The following is a 1,245-nucleotide window of genomic DNA, read 5'->3' as shown; positions in this document are numbered from 1 at the left end:
TCATTAATTAATCCAAAACCATAAATACCAACGGCCTCCCATCGGTGGCCGGGGATTTTTATTACCTAAATTCGGAGCAAGCAATATGCATATGAAACGTAATGACAGAAAAGAGGCGTCAACCGCCAACCTGAACGAGTTACTCAATAATGCCCGCCATGAGGGAATGATCTTTGTCGCGGATAAATGTTCATCCAGGTTAGATCGTCTGGCTGCGGAAGCGTCAAATAATGGAATGGCTGCAACTGAAATAGTTGAGCTATTGCGGCAAGAATCGGAATTTCTGAGCAGTCAAGGCGGTGCCGCATGGAACTGAACCGCACTGTTCTTAAATGGGCTGGCAGTAAAGCCGGAATGATGGGTAAATTGCAGCCTTATTTGCCTGTTGCCGATCGGTTGGTCGAGCCGTTCGCCGGTTCTTGTGCCGTGATGATGAACACGGATTACCCGGCTTATTTAATTGCTGATGTAAATCCAGATCTCATAGAACTGTATCAGGTACTAAAAGAAATGCCGGATGGGTTTATTCATCTGGCTAGATCGTTATTTGCTACGGCCAATACCGCTGAACAATACTATGCAATTCGGCAGATGTTTAATTCATCAATTCGCTCTTGCCCATTGTTCCGTGCGGTTATTTTCTTTTACCTGAACCGCCATTGTTATAACGGGCTGTGTCGTTACAACCAGTCTGGCAAATTTAATAGCCCTTATGGGAAATACAAAAAGCCGTATTTTCCCGAAGCTGAAATCCGCGCGTTTGCTGCTAAAGCAAAGTTGGCCACTTTTATCTGCGCCAGTTTTGAGGAAACGCTGGATATGGTGCAGCCCGGTGATGGTATCTATTGTGATCCGCCGTACTTGTCCTCTGATTCTCACGCAGATGAATTTACGGCCTATCACAGTGAAAAATTTGGTTATGACCAGCATCATCTATTGGCCTATAAACTGCGTGGCTTGTCGGCGCGTGGTTTCCATGTTGTTGCATCCAACAATGACAATCATCTGGTACGAGATCTTTATCACGACTTCTTTAAAAGCCCGGTCACTGCCCGCCGTAGTTGTGGTGGCAAAGCGGATAGCCGTAAGTCTGCGGAAGAGTTAATTCTAGGCAGAATACCCGAATCACTTATTTGGGCTGGTGTTGATTTTGCTGATGGTGTGGCTTGCGAATGACTGCGGCCATTCAGCGCCCAGTAAGCGATTTCACTGACGGGGATATTTTATCCCTGTCTTTGCCGTTTC

At 46.2% G+C, this 1,245-nt stretch carries 2 protein-coding genes; both read left to right on the top strand.

The window, feature by feature from the left end; all coding sequences use genetic code 11:
• Window positions 1–85: 85 nt before the first annotated feature.
• Entirely contained in the window at window positions 86–316 is a 231-nt protein-coding gene (locus DBA33_RS20205) for a DUF2732 family protein (RefSeq protein WP_050877338.1), read from the top strand.
• On the top strand, window positions 307–1,176 hold the full coding sequence (locus tag DBA33_RS20200) for a Dam family site-specific DNA-(adenine-N6)-methyltransferase (protein WP_050877339.1): 870 nt from the start codon (window positions 307–309) through the stop codon (window positions 1,174–1,176). The genes DBA33_RS20205 and DBA33_RS20200 overlap by 10 nt, the downstream gene beginning before the upstream one ends.
• The last annotated feature ends 69 nt before the right edge of the window (window positions 1,177–1,245 follow it).

It is taken from the genome of Yersinia sp. IP36721, assembly GCF_003634395.1.
GTDB classification, from domain to species: Bacteria; Pseudomonadota; Gammaproteobacteria; order Enterobacterales; family Enterobacteriaceae; genus Yersinia; species Yersinia entomophaga.
Note: the sequence above shows the minus strand (reverse complement) of the source record. Positions and strands in the feature narration are given on the sequence as shown.